20 protein-coding genes are annotated in these 19,579 nt (G+C 36.6%); 14 read left to right on the top strand and 6 right to left on the bottom strand.

What is annotated here, in order from left to right; genetic code table 11:
* Window position 1 precedes the first annotated feature (1 nt).
* Window positions 2-589: an adenylyl-sulfate kinase gene (gene cysC, locus B9Y67_RS16680; RefSeq protein WP_085508433.1), complete on the bottom strand. Its 588-nt coding sequence runs from the start codon at window positions 587-589 to the stop codon at window positions 2-4.
* 7 nt (window positions 590-596) lie between these two features.
* On the bottom strand, window positions 597-1,853 hold the full coding sequence (locus B9Y67_RS16685) for an SLC13 family permease (protein WP_085508435.1): 1,257 nt from the start codon (window positions 1,851-1,853) through the stop codon (window positions 597-599).
* Between the two features lie 196 nt (window positions 1,854-2,049).
* On the opposite strand from B9Y67_RS16685, the gene B9Y67_RS16690 reads away from it, so the two are divergent.
* Entirely contained in the window at window positions 2,050-2,763 is a 714-nt protein-coding gene (locus tag B9Y67_RS16690) for a sulfotransferase family 2 domain-containing protein (protein WP_139823833.1), read from the top strand.
* 98 nt (window positions 2,764-2,861) lie between these two features.
* Here B9Y67_RS16690 and B9Y67_RS16695 read toward each other — a convergent pair whose 3' ends face one another.
* From B9Y67_RS16695 to B9Y67_RS16705, 4 genes are all read right to left on the bottom strand, one after another.
* Window positions 2,862-4,229, bottom strand: coding sequence for an N-acetylmuramoyl-L-alanine amidase (locus tag B9Y67_RS16695; RefSeq protein ID WP_085508440.1), 1,368 nt, complete (start codon window positions 4,227-4,229; stop codon window positions 2,862-2,864).
* A 512-nt stretch (window positions 4,230-4,741) separates the two neighbouring features.
* Window positions 4,742-4,888, bottom strand: a complete 147-nt coding sequence (locus B9Y67_RS20775; RefSeq protein WP_176224035.1) for a hypothetical protein — start codon at window positions 4,886-4,888, stop codon at window positions 4,742-4,744.
* Window positions 4,889-4,953: 65 nt separating this feature from the next.
* Window positions 4,954-5,358, bottom strand: coding sequence for a M67 family metallopeptidase (locus B9Y67_RS16700; RefSeq protein ID WP_176224036.1), 405 nt, complete (start codon window positions 5,356-5,358; stop codon window positions 4,954-4,956).
* Window positions 5,359-5,365: 7 nt separating this feature from the next.
* Window positions 5,366-6,436, bottom strand: a complete 1,071-nt coding sequence (locus tag B9Y67_RS16705) for a hypothetical protein (RefSeq protein WP_085508445.1) — start codon at window positions 6,434-6,436, stop codon at window positions 5,366-5,368.
* Window positions 6,437-6,707: 271 nt separating this feature from the next.
* On the opposite strand from B9Y67_RS16705, the gene B9Y67_RS16710 reads away from it, so the two are divergent.
* From B9Y67_RS16710 to pseI, 13 genes are all read left to right on the top strand, one after another.
* Window positions 6,708-7,385 carry a BMQ_0737 family morphogenetic spore coat protein gene (locus B9Y67_RS16710; protein WP_085508448.1) on the top strand — a complete coding sequence of 226 codons (678 nt, stop codon included), beginning with the start codon at window positions 6,708-6,710 and terminating at the stop codon, window positions 7,383-7,385.
* Between the two features lie 67 nt (window positions 7,386-7,452).
* Window positions 7,453-8,028: a hypothetical protein gene (locus B9Y67_RS16715; RefSeq protein ID WP_085508450.1), complete on the top strand. Its 576-nt coding sequence runs from the start codon at window positions 7,453-7,455 to the stop codon at window positions 8,026-8,028.
* A complete protein-coding gene (locus B9Y67_RS16720) occupies window positions 8,018-8,326 on the top strand; it encodes a hypothetical protein (RefSeq protein WP_085508453.1) in 309 nt (102 codons plus the stop codon). Before B9Y67_RS16715 ends, B9Y67_RS16720 begins: the two co-directional genes overlap by 11 nt.
* Window positions 8,327-8,542: 216 nt before the next feature.
* Complete coding sequence (locus B9Y67_RS16725; RefSeq protein WP_085508456.1) at window positions 8,543-9,691, top strand: coiled-coil domain-containing protein; 1,149 nt, start codon at window positions 8,543-8,545, stop codon at window positions 9,689-9,691.
* A 60-nt stretch (window positions 9,692-9,751) separates the two neighbouring features.
* Window positions 9,752-11,023, top strand: coding sequence for a surface carbohydrate biosynthesis protein (locus B9Y67_RS16730; protein WP_176224037.1), 1,272 nt, complete (start codon window positions 9,752-9,754; stop codon window positions 11,021-11,023).
* Between the two features lie 209 nt (window positions 11,024-11,232).
* On the top strand, window positions 11,233-12,237 hold the full coding sequence (locus tag B9Y67_RS16735; protein WP_085509225.1) for an SDR family NAD(P)-dependent oxidoreductase: 1,005 nt from the start codon (window positions 11,233-11,235) through the stop codon (window positions 12,235-12,237).
* A 23-nt stretch (window positions 12,238-12,260) separates the two neighbouring features.
* Window positions 12,261-13,766, top strand: a complete 1,506-nt coding sequence (locus tag B9Y67_RS16740; protein WP_085508460.1) for a glycosyltransferase family protein — start codon at window positions 12,261-12,263, stop codon at window positions 13,764-13,766.
* 75 nt (window positions 13,767-13,841) lie between these two features.
* Complete coding sequence (locus B9Y67_RS16745) at window positions 13,842-14,786, top strand: dTDP-glucose 4,6-dehydratase (protein ID WP_085509226.1); 945 nt, start codon at window positions 13,842-13,844, stop codon at window positions 14,784-14,786.
* Window positions 14,787-14,804: 18 nt separating this feature from the next.
* Window positions 14,805-16,004: a UDP-4-amino-4,6-dideoxy-N-acetyl-beta-L-altrosamine transaminase gene (pseC, locus tag B9Y67_RS16750; protein WP_085508462.1), complete on the top strand. Its 1,200-nt coding sequence runs from the start codon at window positions 14,805-14,807 to the stop codon at window positions 16,002-16,004.
* A gap of 8 nt (window positions 16,005-16,012) precedes the next feature.
* Window positions 16,013-16,765, top strand: coding sequence for a cytidylyltransferase domain-containing protein (locus tag B9Y67_RS16755; protein ID WP_085508464.1), 753 nt, complete (start codon window positions 16,013-16,015; stop codon window positions 16,763-16,765).
* Window positions 16,762-17,838: a UDP-2,4-diacetamido-2,4,6-trideoxy-beta-L-altropyranose hydrolase gene (gene pseG / locus B9Y67_RS16760; protein ID WP_085508466.1), complete on the top strand. Its 1,077-nt coding sequence runs from the start codon at window positions 16,762-16,764 to the stop codon at window positions 17,836-17,838. The genes B9Y67_RS16755 and pseG overlap by 4 nt, the downstream gene beginning before the upstream one ends.
* Window positions 17,831-18,379 carry a UDP-4-amino-4,6-dideoxy-N-acetyl-beta-L-altrosamine N-acetyltransferase gene (gene pseH, locus B9Y67_RS16765; RefSeq protein ID WP_062444506.1) on the top strand — a complete coding sequence of 183 codons (549 nt, stop codon included), beginning with the start codon at window positions 17,831-17,833 and terminating at the stop codon, window positions 18,377-18,379. The genes pseG and pseH overlap by 8 nt, the downstream gene beginning before the upstream one ends.
* Window positions 18,379-19,428, top strand: a complete 1,050-nt coding sequence (gene pseI / locus B9Y67_RS16770) for a pseudaminic acid synthase (RefSeq protein ID WP_085508469.1) — start codon at window positions 18,379-18,381, stop codon at window positions 19,426-19,428. The genes pseH and pseI overlap by 1 nt, the downstream gene beginning before the upstream one ends.
* Window positions 19,429-19,579: the final 151 nt, after the last annotated feature.

Here is a 19,579-nt window from a genome sequence, read left to right on the forward strand (position 1 = left end):
CTTAAATTCTATCTTGAATAAAATCCACCAAATGATTCACAGAGCTCGATATGGATTTTTCAGTTGTGTCTATAACTACTTCTGGTGCTAAAGGTTCTTCATAATCTTGTGAAATACCAGTGAAATTACTTATCTTTCCTTCAAGGGCTTTTTTATAAAGACCCTTAGGGTCCCTTTTCTTACATTCTTCAACAGAACATTTAACGAATACTTCAACAAATGTATTATCTTTAAACCTTTGACGAGCTTCATCCCTATCTTTTCTATAGGGTGAAATTGCGGCGACGAAGACAACCATTCCTGCATCAACAAACAATTTTCCAATTTCAGAAATTCGGCGAATGTTTTCCGCTCTATCCTTAGGAGTAAATTCTAAATTGTTATTAATGCCATGTCGCAGGTTATCTCCATCAAGCAAGTACGTATGGATACCCTGATTAAATAATTCTCTTTCTACATAGTTAGCAATTGTAGATTTACCAGCCCCTGATAATCCAGTAAGCCATATAATTAAGCTTTTATGGCCATAAGCTTTCTCTCGTTCTTCTTTTGATACATTGGTTTGGTTCCAAGTGATATGCTCACTCATAAAAAACTTACCTCCAAATTAAAAATGTGAGTGATACAGTACAAATTAAACAAAAAATACTTAGTAAAAATCCGACCTTTAAATAATCGGTAAATCTATAACCTCCTGGGCCGTAAATAATTAGGTTTGTTTGATATCCAATTGGGGTGATGAAACTGCATGAAGCAGAAATTGCTATTATCATCGCAAACATTTTGGGATCGGTTCCTATTTCTAGCGCAACCGAATATCCCAAAGGAAACATCATAGCTGCGGCAGCAATATTATGAGATATTTCAGTTAATATCATTGTTACCAGATAAATTGTTATCGCTGTTCCTAATAAACCAAATCTGTCATTTATATATAATATTGCAATTGAAATCGCTTCGGTTACTCCTGATTTTTCTATAGCTGCCCCTATCCCGATAGCAGAAGAGATAAGGATAATTACACTCCAATCAATCGATTTTCGTGCTTCTGCAGGACTTATCGATTTAGTAGCCAGTAAAATGAGGACAGCAATAATTGCAGCTTTTATGATGGAGATGAATTGGAAGGCTGCAAGCGTGAACATTACAAGTAAAACAAAGACTAATATTTTGTTGTTTCGAAAGTGGTTTGTCTGTATATTTTCTGAATTATCGATTTTCTCCATAGGTGTTAGGTTGCTTTTATAATTCCTGTGAGGGAGCAGGTGTCTGCCAATTAAATACATATAAACTAGGCCAACAAGGGTAAGAGGAATGCCGAGATAAGAGAATTCTAAAACTGTAAACCCTGGATGTCCGCTTTGTTGCAAAAGACCGTCTACCATCAAATTCGTGGAAGTGCCATATAAAGTGATCGTTCCACCTAAAATTGCTGCATAGGATAAGGGGATTAATAGTTTAGAGGGATTAACCCCGTTGGATAATCCCCAATTACGTACAAGTGGGGTGAGCGTAGAAACTATAGGAGTATTATTGATAAAAGCTGATAAGATTGAAACTGATATCATCATTTTAAGAAGGAGCAAAGGAAAATTTCCATTGTATTTTAATACTTTTTCAATCAGATGATGTAGCATACCACTATTAAATAATCCATTACTGATGATAAAAAGAAGGGCTATGGTAATTACACTTTTATTTGCAAAACCTTGAAAAGCTTCTTCAACTGAGATGACATTTGTTAATATAAGGATCGATAATACAGAAAAGAGAGTCACATCAGGTGGGAACCACTGTTTAATTAATATGGTAAACATTCCTGCTAAAACAAGTGTTACATAAAAGATCTCCATCTAGAGCCCACCACCATGATATTGATAACTATGACTACAATATGCATTTTCTATACTTTTGTTATAAAAATGGGTATGGGTACTATCTTTCTTGCAGCGGTTACATAACTATGTTATAAACCCACACCTTTCGCTTAAAATCGTTTTATAATACAGTACATTGACCGAATAACATCAAAGAGAAGGATGAATTAGTGTGATTCATTTCAATAAAAATGACCTTGAACAAGATCGTTTAGTGTGTTTTTTGCATATACCAAAAACTGGTGGGAAAACGTTATGGAATATACTAGAGAAACAAAGTGAAGATGTCCTTGTTTGGCATGGGAAATTTTTTGAAGAGCTCAGTAAACCTTTTGAATTCTTTACATTCCTAAGGGATCCAGTTGATCGAGTGCTATCAACCTTTTACTATATACAGAATTATGAGCGCGATCCTTTGCATAAAAAAGTAAAGAGAATGAATTTGGAGGAATTTGTTGAATACATGAAGAATGAGGATATCGGAGATAAACCTTATCCTAAAAAAGATTTGCGTAGTATACGTTTTAGAACAGTAAATCTTGCTACCCGTTATTTATCAGGCGGTAATCCTTCAGATATAAAGAAGGCTAAAGAAAATCTTAAGAACTATTTCCCGGTTGTTGGTTTTACAGATATGTATAATGAATCACTGTTTTTATTAAAAGAGCATTTTAACTTTGATATTTCCAAAGTAGATAAAATAAATACTAACAGGAAACGCCCAAAAAAGAATGTTGTACCCAAATCCATCATTAAAACCATAGCTGAATTAAATAGCCTGGATATAGAATTGTATCAATCGGCAAAGGAAGAATTTAATAATAAATTAAACCAAATGGACAGCACATCAATCCAAAAGTTAAATCAATGGAAAGCTATGCATTAGTAGATATTTTATTGTTGATATAGCTTTCACAGAATATCTTTCATTAATAGGAAAGGCCAGAACTAAGGAGTTCTGGCCTTTCCTGTTAATGAATTCACTTATAAATCGTTTAACACCTCTTGCAATTCTGCTTGCTGTGCATCAATTTGTTCAAGAGCATGGTTTATATTTCGTCTAAAAATACTTATAATACTTTGGCCATAATTGTTTCCTGGAACTGCCCATTTTCCGTTAAGCTGTGTCCAAGTAGTTGCGCTTCCTCTGTTGACTAGGTCAAATCTTGGATCGACTTTAGGATATCCATTTGGAATCGGTTCTGAGGATGCATAAGCATATAAGTGCTGGATATGAGCATGGACACCTTCTGCAGGGGTAGCGAAACTTGCTCCTGGATTGTCTGGGCCAGTGGCTCCAATTCCGGCAAAGTTGTTTTGTTTATCGTCTACTACACCTGTAAAACGGAAGTAATCCGTTTCGTGAATAGCCTGCGCATACGCCACATCTGCTCTTATTCCATAAACTTCACCATATTCCATATAGTAGGCTCCAAGATCTGGAGCGTCCGGATTAATCGTTTTTACAAATTCCTCTAACTGACAAGGGTTTAAATGAATATCTCCTTGGATGGTAAAACGCTCTTCCGGGGTTGATGGAGGTGGGGAAGGCACTTCGCCTTCTGTCAGAATGAAAGCGTCTGTAATTCCGATGCTTTTCAATTTCTGTACTTGCTGTTCTGCATTTTCTCTTTGAGAATAAGCTCCAGCTTGCACTCTATAATATTGCTCACCCGATATGGTAGTAGGCACGATAAAAGAATCAATGTTGTGAGTCGCTAGGTACTGAACTCGGTTTTCTGCATTGGAACGGTTTTTAAAAGAACCAGCAATGACCTTATAAAGAACACCAGGTACAGTTTTAGCCGGTAAATCAAAAGCTTCCTTAACTCCTTCCGCAATGGCTATAGAAACATCTTGAATAAATTCAGGATTGGTTAAATGCGCAAGGTCGTCAGGATTATCAAGAAATAGAACCTCTAATAATAATGCAGACATCTTTGTCTCCCTTAGCACATGAAAATTGGCTCGCTTTTTCCCCCTATCATTAATACCATATTTTGATTCCACGGAATCTAAGATCTTATCATGAATAATGTTCTGATGGGCTTTAGTGGCCGGAGGGACAGTACCGCTAAAAATATAACTCTCAAAACCAGTTCCCCCAGCAGCATTGTTGTGAATAGATAGGAAGAAATCGGCATTCTCGGAATTAGCCAATCGGGTTCTTTCTTCTAATGAAACCGTTATATCCCTGGTTCTTGTCATTACTATATCCGCTTCGTAGTTTTTGAGCAGGTAATCTCTCACCTTTAAAGCGATTGAAAGATTAAATTGCTTCTCCTCATAACTTTTGTAAGTTGCCCCAGGGTCATTCCCGCCATGGCCAGGGTCAATAATTACTTTTTTCATATCATTAGCCTCCTTTTAAGACTTCTCTTCATTATATGAATGGTAAGACAACCTGGTTAGACTGATATGTAGTTTTAGTTAAAAAAGGCACGTGGTACAGATTAACGTCGGGTTATATAGAGGGATGAAAGAGATTTTATAACATAAGAAATCATAAAAGACGCACTCTTTATAGAAGAGTGGTCTTTTATGGAAAGGAGCAGAAAGAAATTTAACATGCAAAAATGTGGATCAACATTACTGAAGTTTTGTCTAACTTCAGGTCACTAATAAGGATGTGACTCGGAGTTAAAATATTATATGCCTATCTCTAACCATTGTTCCTAAAATCTAAAAAAAGAGACAGGCTATAAAAACAGAAAACAAAAAAAGGTCGTATCAAGAATCGACCTTTTTCGTACTTGCTGGTTTTGTACCAGCCTCTTTGCTTTAGAAATCTTTTAGACATCTTCTATATAATTTATTATAAAACCGTACCAATATCTATCTTATTCGGAAAAGATAGTAAGAGTCTAAATCTTTTTCTTTTTACCACAACAGCCGCCTCTACTCACAGGCCTTTTTTTAACTGATGAAGCATCCATTACGATTGGCTCATCTGTCGCTTTGAAAAATCTATTTTGGTAAACTTTTTTTCCTTTGGAAGTCTTTCTTTTCAAAAAAATCAACTCCTTTAATTGATAATATATTGTACTCGGGAATCACTATTAAGTACGGGCTTTTATTATGTTCTTATTAAAAAAGGGCATTCCTTATAATTTTCCTTATTGATAACGTAAGTTTTGATGGAAGGCTGTGCATTTTTATAGGAAACAATAACCATCTTTACCTTCTCATCCGGATGGTTGATGAGGTCAAACCTTGAGGGAACAGGTGCTGTTGTCGGGTGTGAGTGATAAACTGCGATTACCAGTTCATTCCTTGCTTTAATTTCATTGAGGGTTTGTGCGACTATCTTCTCGCTTACAAAAAAACGTCTGTCTGACTTCCATTCATTTTCCAATGGCCATATAGAGGTTATATCATCCTTGTTTCCTGCCAAAAGGCCGCAAGCTTCATAAGGTAAACAAGATTTACCGTGTTCAACAAGCTGATTATAGATAGTGTTTGAAAGTGTAATTTTATTCATAATCATGTCAATCCTTTTTTTGGAAAATTGAGAACAGAGATGAAAACTCAATTTTCTTTTGGCTTTTAGGTTGGGTCTCCTCGTTTGTTTCTGTTTGTGTTTGCTTTTTGTCACTAAGTTTCATTTCCTGTTCCGTTGTGTCGTTTTTCTTTGGCGATATAGCTTTTGGATCAACATGTATGCTATTTAACTCATTATTTTTATTAGGGTTTTCACTGGAATCCTGTGATTTTTGTGCTTGTTTCTGTTTAGAAAGCTTACATTGGGTTTCTGTGGAAGTATTTTCTGTTTGATTTACAGCAGAGCGCTGTTTCTCTTGTGTTCTGGATGATTGGTTAGCTTTTTTTTTTCCTTGTTGTTTGGAATATATGATATTTTTATTTAATTCATTCTGAGATTGCTGAAAAGTTCTTCTCTTAGATTTTCCCCTTGATAAGGTGTTTTGCCCACCTGTCGAAGGTATATTGGACTGATGTTTTTGGCTGCTGGTTCTTGTGAAGCTGGAATTTTGCCTGCTGAATGATTGAGATAGCTGCTCTACATTCCTGTAAGATTGGAGCATGTTTTGCAGCTGACGGTACTCCGATTTTCTTGGATTGTGAGCTTTTTGATTATTCTCCTGGTTAATGACGACTTGGTCCTGAATTTGTGCTATATCGTCTTTTAGTCGGTCGATTTCTCTAATGCTTTCCCTGAAATGACTGTTTTGAGAATAAATAACTGTATTTATTTTCTCAATCAATTCATTAATATTAAGCTGATCAACTTTATCTATTACTTTACTGATATCTTCTTTCAACTGGCTCATCATATTATTGACATTTTGCATATAATCAGCAAAATTTTCTTCCCTCTCCTCAAAATTGGCTAATTGCCTCTGGTATTTATCTTCCATACTTTTCATTTCTCCTTCTAATCTAATAAGTTTTGAATGAGTTTCATTAAACTCGTGCTTGATTAGAAGATAATCGTCCACAGCTTCCCCTTTTTTTACTACATTAAGGGTTTGTTCATACACCATAAGCTGATGTTTCAATCGCTCAATGTCATCGGTGCTATATAACTTGTATTTATACATCACTCATCACCCTTTTGCAGCACATTAATATACTATTGATGAACCTTCGATACGTGACAAATGTCCGGTTACATTGTTACTTTTATTCCTCCATTAATTCATTTTATGTAGATGCCAACAAGTTTAGCAAAAATAATTAGCTTTTCATTTGGATATTTGCATATATCGCAAAAGGTTTTCTAATTCCGCGCTTTCACTATACCGCTTTTAGCTTTCATTCATATGCTATGAATGAAAACAAAATATCTTATTCGGAGGTGTAGTTTGCATTATGCAAGCGAAAAATTTGACCGGGGGCCAAGAGCTCCTATGCATTAATACCGAGAAAGTGTATGACTGGGTAATTAATGAGACAACGTTCGATTTGACTTTAGGTGATTTGGAACTCCCAATTGGTCCCACAGGAGATCCAATCGAGTGTGACGACATCGTTGACAATGGTGTTACTTGTGAAGTAGCTCCAGCTGAGGTGGACCCGATTGTTGTTCTGGGTCGTGAAGATCAGGAATTTGTCATTGATGGCACAACGGTAACATTGCAACTGGTAAATATTCAGAAGAACTTTGACGTTACCGTCTTTGTTGAATTGTTACCGGAACTTGGTGGAGCCACTATTGAGGTAGGTACGGTGTCCTTTACACGATGTGAACAGGTAATCCTATGTGCTCCTGAGGGTACAGACGTTGATGTAACGTTTACAGATTTAGACTGCTTCGTATGTACAGCTATCTGTGTTGAAAATGGAACAGAGGTGGATGAACTAACTGATATTACAGTATCCGTTCGTCTATGCCAAAGCATTCAATCAACATTTGAAGTAACTCTTGAACTTGTCGCTGATTTCTGTGCACCAAGAGATATGCTTCCTATCCCACCATGCCCTGCACCAACCATGCCGCCACAGTGTCCTGTTATTTTCCCGAACGGGGATGACGGTGATAATGGCTGATCACTCAGCATAGCTATAAAGAGAGGAATTAATTTTCCTCTCTTTATTTTTTTGTGGAGGTGGCTCAATGAGAAAAAAGGGGTCAAAAATTCTTGATAAGCTCGATGAGTGGCAATCATTAAATACTTCATACTTAAAGGAAATCAAACATATGGCAGAAAAAGCAAGAGAATTAAATACTATGCAAATCATCGGGTATTTTACTTATTCCTTTAACATCCAGCATAAAAGTAATGGCGAAAATATATGTATTGGCAACTTTCATATTTTGAATGCAGGAAGTCGGTCCCTTTCCAACCCATATATATGTATTAAAGTTTCTAACACGGCTCCATTCACTTTTTCGGGAAAGTATGTTTATAAGGATTCAAAACAAAAGCTGAAATTATCCAATGCCTGGGAACGCATCAATGGTCCGGAAGATAGAGAAGAATTCTGGTTGAAACCTGTAGAAATTCAGAGTCTTGAGCCGTCAGAGACACTCGTTTTTTCAAATTTTCAGTTGAAATGGGAAGCAGGCTCTTCCTATACCGGAGGAATAATGGGATACATCTATGGAGATGAAATACAAGGTGGAATCAATGCGTTTAATCAAATAAATTTCAGTGGTAAGGTCTCAGAGGGGGAGAACGATGACAAATGAATATCATGATAGAGAAAATGAAGTGCTTGTTCATCAGTTAATTAGGTACTATTTAAAAAATCATTTAAATGATATAAAAAACAATAGTCGTAAAAACAATAGTTTTTTATATCTTGATGGTGATATTTTTCAATTGATTCTTATATATATGTTAATGCAGGGGCATTCTTCTCCTTTTAAAACGGAAACGAAAAAAGATGACCTTTTCCAAAATGAAACTGTAAGTGCACGGTTAGATCAAATAATCACAGAAACTAAGGCAGCCTATGAAGATATTATTAAATCTTTGAAAGAATAAGTGTTAGGCACGTTAGGAACTGTTCCGGGCAGTTCTTTTTTTTGTACTTTATTGAAACTCTAACGTTTTTAAGGATTAAAATGTAAGGGCTTTTGCCATAAATACATGGCGACAAACAAGAAGGAATCTGCATATATCCAAGGAACGTTTAGCTTAGTTGCACATATAGATACCATAGCCCAGAGTTAATCAGTATGTTCCTAAGGAGGCTGACGAATGAAAAAGAAAACGATGACAGATCCTATCCAACTCCAACAAATGATAATTTACTATAAAGCTGAGCTTGCAAAATATAAAGAGAAAGTAAAGGATTATCAGGAAAATTACCATTACTCCCTGCTTACGACCCTTAAAGAACAAAATATTGAGTTATTAGAGGAAAATGAAAGGGTTACTAATCAATTAAGCCAAACCAAGAAGGAAATGAACAAGAAAATTAGCAATATAGCATCTCAGTTAAAAAGCAGCAGATATAATGAAGAGAAACTGAATGTGAAACTGGAGTCCTTAGAGGAAAAGTTAGTTTATGAGGAAATATGCAACAAACAGTTAATATCCAAGGAGAAAAAATTACGAAATGAAATAATTGATCTAAAATCTTCTCATTCAAGAAGCCGAAATGAAATTATTCAACTGCAAAAAACAAATCAGGAATTAAATGAGAACTTAAATGAAAGCACAAAAGAATTCCAGGTAGTAAAAGAAAACTTACGTAAGCAGGCTGCTGACTTAAGCGAAGAGAATGAAACAAGACATAAGAAGATAATAAAGTTAGAAAATACAATCAAGGAATTGGAGCACCAAAATAAGGAGCAAAATACAAATATTGACCAATTTAAAAAGGAAATATGTGAACTTCAGGAAAAACATACAAAAGAAATAGACTCTTTCCAAAAAAAAATTGATAAGATCAGAAAGGCCCATTCTGTGTTAAATACCGAAAAGGAACAATTAGAAAAAGAAAACCAGGAAATCGCTGCACATCGGGACAATTTATTAGCAGAAGAAAGATCAGACTTTGAGAAGAAACTAAAAAGTAAAGAAGAAATAATAGAACAATTAAAAGAAGAGAATTTTACTTTGTCAAACCAAGTGGAGAAATTAAAAGATGCTAAGGTCCAAACTGAATTTTTGGATATTTTCGAAGAAGCAGACCCTTATGATATGATTTCTTTTTTAGATAGTCATATAAAAACTTTATTAGAGGATTCATTTGATACATCGAAAACAGAGGATCCCCAAGATACGCTCATCCGAATACTTGAAAATAAAATAGATACATTATCGGAAAAGATCAAAAAGCTAGAGAGCGAAGCAATGGAGCATAATGAAGAAACAGTAGATGTAAAAGAGCAGGAAGAATAAACTTATTCCCGGCTTTCGAAAATATTGTTTAGCAGGAGAGCAATTGAGGGAGGTTCTACTGTGGGTGAAAGATGGTTATATTTACCTGTTGAAGTAAAAGCGAGAGAATTGGATGCTAAATTACTTCTGGCTTACTATGCAATTAAAAAAGGATACCATGTGATTTTAGGCGAGCAGAGAATGGTAGAATTAGCAGCGGCCGAATTTCCTGAGGGGATATTTTATTCGAAAGGATATTCCAGAGGCTACAGAAAGAAAGTGATCAAACAAGCAGTAACTAATGGACACGAAGTGGTTGAACTCGATGAAGAAGGTTTGATTTTCCCGGATTCTGACAGGTATTTAAATACCAGAATGCAAAAAGAGGTCCTCAAAATGATAACAAAAGAATTTTGTTGGGGACATAATCAGTGCGAAGTGATAGGAAACGCTTATCCAAGCCAGAAAAAAAAATGCCATATTGTAGGGAATCCCAGGTTTGATTTATTACATCCGAAATTTCATAACTTATACCTCCAGGATGCTGATCGGATTAAAGAAAAATATGGTGCCTTTATTTTAGTTAATACGAGGTTTCCTCTTTATAATGGAAGTCAGGGGAAGAGAGAAGATGACTCCAACCCTTTCCTTTTATATATTAAACAATTATACATCTCTTTTATTGAGATGGTGAAGGGACTGGCAGTTGCTTTTCCACATCATCAAATTATTGTTAGACCTCATCCTGCTGAAAACACTGACCCTTATGAGGAAGCGTTTTCTATGTTAAATAATGTCAATGTGATTTTTGAAGGAAACATTATCAAATGGTTAATGGCTGCAAAGGCAATTGTTCACAATGATTGTACATCAAGTATTGAAGCTTATTTGCTCGAAAAACCAATTGTAACTTATATACCTGTGACTTTTAAAGTTATGGACATGAAACTTCCGAACGAATTGGGGATCAAGGCAGTCAAAATAAACGATGTAATATCAATCATTGAATCCATTTTAAATAGGAGTAATTCCCATGAATATTTCAACCAGAAGCATAAGGACACTGCGAATAAATTGCTGTCAAGCTATTATTTAAAAGATAGTGGCCAGTTTTCTTATCATTCAATTCTTAAAATAATGGATGGAATATCCCTTACTCCCACGAAACCAATCCCTCGTTTCAACCATTCATTCAATGTAAAACCAAACAAAAAACTTGAACATCTATTCCCGTTTCTATCAAAACAGGAAATACAATCATTTTTTAATAAAATAGATGAGATAGAAAATCAGGATACTGTTCTTTCTGTAACCCCCATAGGTGAAAATTTATATTCTATACGTTCCATGTAATATATGTTTTTCCTGAAAATTGAGGAAAGTTTGAAACAAAAAGGAAGCTAGGCTGAACAAAGCAGGCATAGCTTCCTTTTTAGTTTTTATGACAATTGACCAATTTGATAGGTGAAAGTCTATTATATTCACTAAGTGCAAAATGGTGAATATAAATGGTATTACTGAAAAAGTTCTTAATCATTCATATAGGAAAAGAGGAAATGATGGTGTTTTTCAAAGATAAGAAAATATTAATTATCGGTGGTACTGGAACTATAGGTGAAAGTTTAGTCCGTCACATTCTCATGGAGGAGCCAAGTTTGATTAGGGTTTTTAGCCGTGATGAATTTAAACAATATCAGATGCAGAAGGAATTAGGAGATAATAATAAGCTGGAATTTATTCTAGGAGATGTAAGAGATTACCAAGTTCTAAAAAACACAATGAATGGGATTGACTATGTATTTCACCTTGCCGCAATGAAACAGGTAACTGCATGTGAATTTAATCCTTATGAAGCTGTGAAAACAAATATTTATGGCACTACTAATGTTATAAATACTGCTATTGAACAAAAAGTAAAAAAAGTGCTCTTCACAAGTTCAGATAAAGCAATTTCACCAACCAACACATATGGTGCAACTAAACTGATTGGGGAAAGACTAATTACTTCTGTCGAACTTAATAAAGCAGTAACTAATCCAATATTTGCAAGTGTACGGTTCGGAAATGTAATGGGTTCCAGAGGGTCGGTTATCCCACTTTTCCAAAAGCAAATTCAAAACGAAAAAAATATCACACTAACCGATAGAAATATGACACGGTTTATGATGACATTGGAACAAGCAACATCATTGACAATTAAAGCACTGAAAGAAGCGAAGGGCGGAGAAGTCTTTGTTTTGAAAATGCCTGTGATTAAATTGGATGATCTTGCATCTGTACTGATTGAGGAAACATGCAAGAAATACGGGATTGAGGAAAAAGAAATTGGTATAGAAGTGATGGGATTAAGACCTGGTGAAAAAATGTATGAAGAATTGATGACTTATGATGAGTCGTTATCAGCTATAGAATTAAAAGACATGTACATTATAGTGGAAGGGGCAAGAAATGATGTTTTTTACGCCGGTTCGAAAAAAATTACCCCAGGAACTTATAGCTCAAAAGAGCAAGATGCCATTTCAAAAGAACAACTAAGAAGATTGCTCAGAGAAGCAAATCTAACTTAATAAATGGAAAGTATGGAGATAAAATGGACATTTTTTCAAAAAATTACTGGTCACTATATATTAATTTTTTAAATGACTTCGAAGATATAAAGTACAAAGGTTTTTCAATACCTTATTTATATCATTTTAGAAGTCTGTTAAAAGGAAATGAAAAGCTATGGGATAGCTTGTATAATCAAGCATTTACCGCAAAGCTGCCCAGAAGTATAACAGAAAATAGAGAAATCCAAATAGTATTTAATGAGTTTGTACAGTCACATACTAATGAACCTTTGGAACGAAATAAAAATGGAATAGTGATATTTCATGATGTATACAATCTGCTTAAATTACCGCAAAAGACCTTCATAAAGTATTTTAATTCTTCCCAAGTTATGCGCTTATATGAAGGTGGAAATAGAAGGAAAATGAAGAGGCGTACAAAAGCAAAAAGCTATCAAAACATCAGAGTGATTAATGATCGGGATGGTAATGGAGCAAAGAGGATGAAGGACAATAAGAAAGCAAAGGCAGCAGGAAGCATACCATCTGTCAAGTATTTTTCGGAGTTTTCTGTTGATACCAGGAAAGCGGTAGAAAATCTAACAAGAAAAGCAAATTCCATTATAAAGAAACATCATAATCATCCCCTATATAGCCAAGAAAGTTTTAAAAAAGTTTTTTTTCTACAATTATCCAAGATTGTTAACCGGATAGAAGAATCTGCTAATCTACTGGAACTTTTCCCTGTTTCATGTATAGTTGTTCCTTCGACTCACTACCCAGAATGTCGTACCTTAGCGCTGGTAGCAGCTGAAAAAGGCATACCCACTATATGTATGCAGCATGGAATCATCTCAAGTGAACATGGCTATCTCCCCAAAGTCGCTACTGTGGATGCTGTTTATGGCCAGTTTGAGGTGGATTGGTATAAAGAAAAGGGTGCAGCTGACGAGACAGTAGAGGTTATTGGTCATCCGAGGTTCGATCAGGCTTTTGAAAAGCCCCGGTTCTCTCGATTACAGTTTAATGAAAAATTCGGTTTAGCCCCAAATAAAAAGAATCTCCTGATAATTGTAAGAGGAAATAAAGATATTGACAGCTGGCGATTGTTTATAAAAAAAATTTCAAAAAAGCTGGATATTAACATCTTAATTAAAGATTACCCTAATAAAAGACCCCACCCCCTCTCCAAAGAATTTCCACCAGTTCACTCACTTTTGAATGTAGATTTGTACGATATACTCCCTAATGTAGATGGAGCCGTTTCTTATCCTTCCACCGTTGGGTTAGAAGCAATGCTTGCAGGCAAGCCTGTTTTTATCTTGAATATGGACTTTCCAGGTTCTGCCGGGTACTACAATCGACTGGGAGAGTTATCACAGAATGACGCAAACCAACTGGGCGACATTGTCATCAAGTATTTTGGCAAGGAGCAAATGATAAGGAAGGCCCAAAAAGTTACTAAGGATTTTCTTTCTTACGCATACCCTCTTCCGGCTTTGTCGGGGAAAAGACTGCGGAAATTAATTAATAGGCTGACAAGCTAGAATATATGTGGAGAGCATATATTGGTTAAAGCGGTAATAGGATGTTTTGAGAAGCAACATGAAAGGGTGAGGGTCATGAATATTCTTGTAACTGGTGGCGCCGGGTTTATCGGGCGATGGGTTGTAGCGAGGTTATTGGAAGATGGACACTTTGTTTGGGTCCTGGATGACTTATCGAATGGGAGAGAGGAAAACCTCAAAACCTTAAAGGATAATCCAAATTTTAAACAATTTATTCATGGGGATATCAAAGACTCAAAGCTGATAACAGAACTATTTGCCAATAAGTTTGATATTTGTTACCACCTAGCAGCCAGCATCAACGTTCAGGATAGCATTGATGATCCTCATACCACATTTCTTAATGATGTTGTTGGGACGTTCAATATTCTGGAAAAATGCAGGGAGCAGAAAACCAAACTTGTCTTTATGAGTACATGCATGGTGTATGATCGGGCTCACAATGAAGGTGGAATCAGAGAAACAGCACAAATTAAGCCTGCCTCTCCTTATGCTGGCTCAAAGATTGCGGCAGAGAATATAGTTCTGTCGTATTATCATGCCTACGATCTCCCTGTCACTGTTCTTCGTCCGTTCAATACGTATGGCCCTTATCAAAAAACGGGAGGAGAAGGGGGAGTTGTAGCGATATTTTTGAAAAACACACTAGAAGGACTGCCGCTCTCTATATATGGCGATGGCAGCCAGACAAGAGATTTGTTGTATGTGGAAGATTGTGCCCGTTTTGTGGTGGAGGCAGGCTATTCGGAAAAAGCAGATGGAGAAATTCTAAACGCAGGGATTGGGAAGGATATAAGTATAAATAAATTAGCTGAACTGATTGTTAAAGATAGAAAATTAATAAAGCATGTCCCACATATTCATCCTCAAAGTGAGATACCGAAACTAGTGTGCGATTTCAGTAAAGCAAAAAAATTGTTGGGCTGGGAGCCTAAGTACAGTTTGGCTGAAGGGTTGACCCAGACGGAAAAATGGATAAAAACAACCGATCTTTTGTAAATAATGGGGGGGGAGGAAATGCAAAAAGCTAAGCTGGCTTTATATGGTGGAAGACCTGTTAGAGATTCTTATTTAGCTTATGGAGGTCAATGGATTGATGATCAGGATATTGAAGCGGTTATCCGTATATTAAAAAGTGACTGGCTTACAACTGGACCCGCTGTCTCTAATTTTGAAGAAGCTATGGCTGATTATGTAGGTGCTAAGTATGCCGTAGCTTTTTCTAGTGGGACAGCAGCATTACACGCTTCCTGTTTTGCAGCCGGAATAGGTGAAAATGACGAAGTGATAACTACCCCATTAACTTTCGCGGCCAGTGCTAACTGTATCCTTTATGTTGGTGGCAAACCGGTATTTGCAGATGTTGATTCCGCTACCTGTAATATTTCTCCTTCCTCAATCAGAGAGTCTATCAATGAAAATACTAAAGCTATTATTACTGTTGATTTTACCGGACAGCCAATCGAATATGAGGAGGTATTGGAAATTGCCAAAGAATTTGGGCTAGTTGTAATTAGTGACGCAGCCCATGCATTAGGAGCCTCATACAAAGGAAAGATGGTCGGATCTATGTGTGATATGACAATATTCAGCTTCCATCCGGTTAAACACATAACAACTGGAGAAGGAGGAATGGTTACCACTGATAATAAAGACTATTATGAGAAATTATTACTGTTCAGGAACCATGGAATTGTGCGTGACCCCGATAAGTTGGAAAATAATCCAGGACCTTGGTTTTATGAGATTCAAAGACTGGGTTTTAACTACAGGATTACGGATTTTCAATCTGCATTAGGTTTGAGCCAACTGGGTAAACTGCCCGGCTTTTTGAAAAAAAGAAGGGAATATGCTTCCAGATATTCGGAGGCGTTCGATAAAATAGATGGTGTCATTACCCCTTTTCAAAATAAAGATGGTAATTCAAGTTGGCATTTATATATCCTCCGACTAGATCCAGCTGTTTTATCCGCAGACCGTGCTGAAATATTCAAGGCATTACAAAAGGAGAATATTGGCGTTAATGTACATTATATTCCCGTATACTGGCATCCATATTATCAGCAGTTAGGCTATAGGAAAGGGATCTGTCCCAATGCTGAAGAAGCCTACGGTACCATACTTACCCTTCCTTTGTTTCCTAAAATGTCTATAAAAGATGTAGAGGATGTCATTGATGGTGTGAAAAAAGTGATCTCTTATTACACTGTTATGTGAGGTGTTATATGAAAGTAGCTGCAATCGTTCAGGCGAGGATGGGATCCACAAGATTGCCCGGAAAGGTGCTTAAAGAAGTACTGAATCGTCCTTTATTAGCCTATCATCTTGAACGTGTTAAACGGTCGTTATTTACTGATCAAATCGTTATCGCTACAACTGATACAGCCAAAGATGATCCGATCGTAAGCTGGTGTAAAAAAAATGGAGTCACTTATTATCGGGGTTCAGAAACAGACGTATTACAGCGGTATTATAGAGCTGCTTTATCGGTAAAGGCAGAAGCAGTAATCCGTCTTACGGCCGATTGTCCGTTGATTGATCCGTTTCAAATCGATAACGTTGTAAATAAATATTTATCACTCAAAGATGATCATCCATTTCAATATGTCTCAAATACGTTGAAACGAACCTTTCCAAGGGGAATGGATACAGAAATTTTTTCATATAAAGCTTTAGAAGCAGCTCATAATGGAGCAAAGAAACCAAATGAACGAGAACATGTAACTAAATACATGATCGATCATCCCGATATATTCAGTCTGACAAATGTTACCTATAGCCGGGACGAAAGCAATCATCGTTGGACTGTGGATACTACGGAAGATTTTTTATTGGTTAAAAAAATCTTGGAGGCATTATATCCCAGGAACCCTTACTTTACGTTAGAAAATATTTTAGAATTACTAGAAAAACATCCGGAATGGCAGAAAATAAATGCTCACATTTTACAAAAAAAGAGTGAAGAGGAAAATGAATGAATGTATGCTTCAGAGTTGACTCATCGAGGTGGATTGGCACCGGCCATGTCATGAGATGTCTTGTATTGGCAGAGCAGCTTCAGCTTAATGGCGCAGAAGTTACTTTCGTTTGCCGGAGACTCCCTGGTGATTTGACCGGGTTTATTGAAAATCGGGGATATGGGCTAAGGACGCTCCCTTCTTTGCAAAGTACAGACCAGAAACATTATTTTCAATGGTTTAGAGCGAACTGGAAACTAGATGCAATGCAAACCATTAATTTCATCAGAAAGAAGCAGATAGATTGGCTGGTCACTGACCACTATGCAATTGATGAGAAGTGGGAACAGTTCACAAAACCATACGCAAATCAAATAATGGTAATAGATGATCTTGCAGATCGCCCCCATAACTGTAAGATTCTTTTAGATCAGAACTTCTATCCAAATTCACAGAAACGATATGAGCATCTGGTAGGCCCTCAAACTATCATGCTGTTGGGTCCTAAATATTTTCTTCTTAGAGAAGAATTTAAGTTTGTCCGTCAAAGGGAAAGAGATGGGTCAGTAACTCGAATCCTGATATCTTTCGGTGGGAGCGATCCTACTAAAGAAACATTGAAAGCTCTTAAAGCTGTCCAATGTCTTAACAATACTAAATGTATCATTGATGTCGTCATTGGAAAATCCAATCTGGACTATGTTTCTATTAAATCTATCTGTGCTGACAATCCAAATTTCCGGCTGCATTATCAAATAGACTATATAGCGGAATTGATGGCAAAAGCCGACTTGTCAATTGGTGCAGGAGGAAGCACCACATGGGAGCGGTGTTATTTATCCTTACCTGCAATAACAATTGAAACGGCTGAAAATCAATCCGAAATATTGTATGGTTTATCAAAATTAGGTGCTGTTTACCATTTAGGAACAAGTGAGGCTGTAGATGAAAAAGATATTGCAAGAGCTGTTAAAAAGTTGATGGAAAATCCATGTGTCTTGCAGAAAATGATTAAGAGTTCAAAAGAGATAATGAAAGACTTTGAAAGTGGATTAGCAGTCCGGCAGTTGCTTGGGGGAAGCAGAGATGAATAATAAATTTTTTTTGAAGCCATTAACTTTTGACAACTTGAAGACTATCTTTGAATGGAGAAACTCAGAAAGGATCAAATCTCTCATGTATACAAACCATAATATTACATGGGAAGAGCATATACGATGGTTCCATAAAGTAAATAAAAGCTCCAGTGATTTAGTGTGGGTATTATATGATGTGAATTCACCATTAGGGTTAGTCAGTTTTTCTGATATAAACAAGGAGCATTCACGGTGTTTTTGGGGCTTTTATATTGGGGAAGAAAAAGCTCCGAAGGGAGCAGGTACAATCATGGGTGTTTTGGCATTGGACAAAATTTTCCAGGAGTCCGGGATGAACAAAGTGTGTGCTGAAGTTATCGATTCCAATTCAGGGAGTATCCGATATCACAAAAAGTTAGGCTTTGAACAGGAAGGAGTTTTAGCCCAGCATGTCTGGAAAGACAATCAATTTAAAGATGTGATTCGGATGGCCTTATTCAATGACAAATGGCAGAAAGTAAGAACTGGACTAGTTAACATCCAAGAAAGGGGTAATTGATGAGCGATATTATTATTGATGGGAAAATAATAGGCAGGGATCATTATCCCTTTATTATTGCGGAAATGTCGGGGAACCATAACCAGTCCTTGTCCCGTGCCTTGAAAATCGTAGAAGCTGCAGCAAATGCTGGGGTTGATGCTGTCAAACTTCAAACTTACACTCCAGATACAATGACTTTAAATGAAAAAAAAGATGATTTCACTGTCAAAGATTCAAAAAGCCTGTGGAGAAATAAAACACTCTATGAGCTGTATCAGGAAGCATATACTCCGTGGGATTGGCACAAGGTTATCTTTGAACGCTGTAAAGAATTAGGACTGACTGCTTTCAGCACTCCATTTGATGAGAGTGCTGTAGATTTTCTAGAATCCTTTAATGTTCCTTGCTACAAAATAGCCTCCTTTGAGAACACTGATTTGCCGTTAATCAGAAAAGTTGCAAAAACAGGTAAGCCCATCATCCTTTCTACGGGGATGTGTTCAGTTGCTGAAATAGAAGATTCAGTAGCTGCTGCCCGTGCAGCAGGCTGTGAGGAACTGATTTTATTGAAATGCACCAGCAACTATCCGGCTTCTCCTAAAGACTCCAATATTCTCACTATTCCGCATATGAAAGAATTGTTTCAATGCCCTACCGGTTTGTCTGATCACACGATGGGAAATGGAGTAGCTGTAGCAAGCGTAGCCTTGGGAGGTACAGTTATCGAAAAACATTTCACGTTATCACGCAGCGAAGGAGGAGTAGATGCAGCATTTTCACTAGAGCCGGAGGAGATGTCCGCTTTGGTAACTGAAACCAGAAGGGCGTGGGAAGCTCTAGGAAAGGTCGCATATGGTGTAACAGAAGCAGAAAAGTCTTCAAAACAGTATCGTCGTTCTTTATATATTGTAAAAAACTTAAAGAAAGGAGACCGTTTAACAAAAGAAAACATGAAAATTATTAGACCCGGTTATGGTCTTCCCCCCAAATATTACGATGTTCTTTTAGGGAAAAAAATTATACGAGACGTAAAAAAAGGATCTCCTCTTAATTGGGATTTGATTTAAAAATGTATTAATGTTAGTGAAAATAACTGTCCATATTATGGGCTCCAGTTCAAAATTAGCGTTTCTTATAATTATTCTAGGGTTATAGGGTTTGGTATTCCTGTACGGTAAATCATTCAGTATTTAATACAAAACAAAAAGGACAATCACC

The sequence above is a fragment of the Thalassobacillus devorans genome (assembly GCF_900176565.1).
Lineage (GTDB): Bacteria > Bacillota > Bacilli > Bacillales > Halobacillaceae > Thalassobacillus > Thalassobacillus devorans_A.

Bases quoted from the DNA above. Each gene is read 5' to 3' on its own strand.
- cysC (WP_085508433.1), bottom strand. From the start codon at position 589: ATGAGTGAGCATATCACTTGGAACCAAACCAATGTATCAAAAGAAGAA.
- B9Y67_RS16685 (WP_085508435.1), bottom strand. From the start codon at position 1,853: ATGGAGATCTTTTATGTAACACTTGTTTTAGCAGGAATGTTTACCATA.
- B9Y67_RS16695 (WP_085508440.1), bottom strand. From the start codon at position 4,229: ATGAAAAAAGTAATTATTGACCCTGGCCATGGCGGGAATGACCCTGGG.
- B9Y67_RS16700 (WP_176224036.1), bottom strand. From the start codon at position 5,358: ATGAATAAAATTACACTTTCAAACACTATCTATAATCAGCTTGTTGAA.
- B9Y67_RS16705 (WP_085508445.1), bottom strand. From the start codon at position 6,436: ATGTATAAATACAAGTTATATAGCACCGATGACATTGAGCGATTGAAA.
- B9Y67_RS16710 (WP_085508448.1), top strand. From the start codon at position 6,708: ATGCAAGCGAAAAATTTGACCGGGGGCCAAGAGCTCCTATGCATTAAT.
- B9Y67_RS16715 (WP_085508450.1), top strand. From the start codon at position 7,453: ATGAGAAAAAAGGGGTCAAAAATTCTTGATAAGCTCGATGAGTGGCAA.
- B9Y67_RS16720 (WP_085508453.1), top strand. From the start codon at position 8,018: ATGACAAATGAATATCATGATAGAGAAAATGAAGTGCTTGTTCATCAG.
- B9Y67_RS16725 (WP_085508456.1), top strand. From the start codon at position 8,543: ATGAAAAAGAAAACGATGACAGATCCTATCCAACTCCAACAAATGATA.
- B9Y67_RS16740 (WP_085508460.1), top strand. From the start codon at position 12,261: ATGGACATTTTTTCAAAAAATTACTGGTCACTATATATTAATTTTTTA.
- B9Y67_RS16745 (WP_085509226.1), top strand. From the start codon at position 13,842: ATGAATATTCTTGTAACTGGTGGCGCCGGGTTTATCGGGCGATGGGTT.
- pseC (WP_085508462.1), top strand. From the start codon at position 14,805: ATGCAAAAAGCTAAGCTGGCTTTATATGGTGGAAGACCTGTTAGAGAT.
- B9Y67_RS16755 (WP_085508464.1), top strand. From the start codon at position 16,013: ATGAAAGTAGCTGCAATCGTTCAGGCGAGGATGGGATCCACAAGATTG.
- pseG (WP_085508466.1), top strand. From the start codon at position 16,762: ATGAATGTATGCTTCAGAGTTGACTCATCGAGGTGGATTGGCACCGGC.
- pseH (WP_062444506.1), top strand. From the start codon at position 17,831: ATGAATAATAAATTTTTTTTGAAGCCATTAACTTTTGACAACTTGAAG.
- pseI (WP_085508469.1), top strand. From the start codon at position 18,379: ATGAGCGATATTATTATTGATGGGAAAATAATAGGCAGGGATCATTAT.